The sequence below is a fragment of the Streptomyces rubellomurinus genome, from assembly GCF_000961885.1.
Classification (GTDB): domain Bacteria; phylum Actinomycetota; class Actinomycetes; order Streptomycetales; family Streptomycetaceae; genus Kitasatospora; species Kitasatospora rubellomurina.
Genome location: NZ_JZKH01000401.1, coordinates 1 through 223 on the forward strand (window position 1 = coordinate 1; position 223 = coordinate 223).

Annotated in this window: 1 protein-coding gene; it reads right to left on the minus strand. The window is 74.9% G+C overall.

What is annotated here, in order from left to right:
• A partial coding sequence (locus VM95_RS38365; protein ID WP_045706466.1) for an acyltransferase domain-containing protein occupies positions 1-223 on the minus strand: 223 nt, incomplete at both ends.

Genomic DNA, 223 nt, shown 5'->3' on the forward strand with positions numbered 1-223 from the left:
CTCGCGCTCGCACCGCTCCACCACAGCGGCCAGGGCCTCGGTGTCGCCCGACAGCACCACGCTGGACGGGCCGTTGACCGCCGCCAACGACAACCGGCCATCGGCCTCGACGAGTTCAGCGGCCCGCTCGGCGCCGACGCCGACCGACAGCATCCCGCCGCCCGACACCTTCCGCAGCGCCCGGCTGCGCAACACCACGACCCGGGCCGCGTCTTCGAGCGAC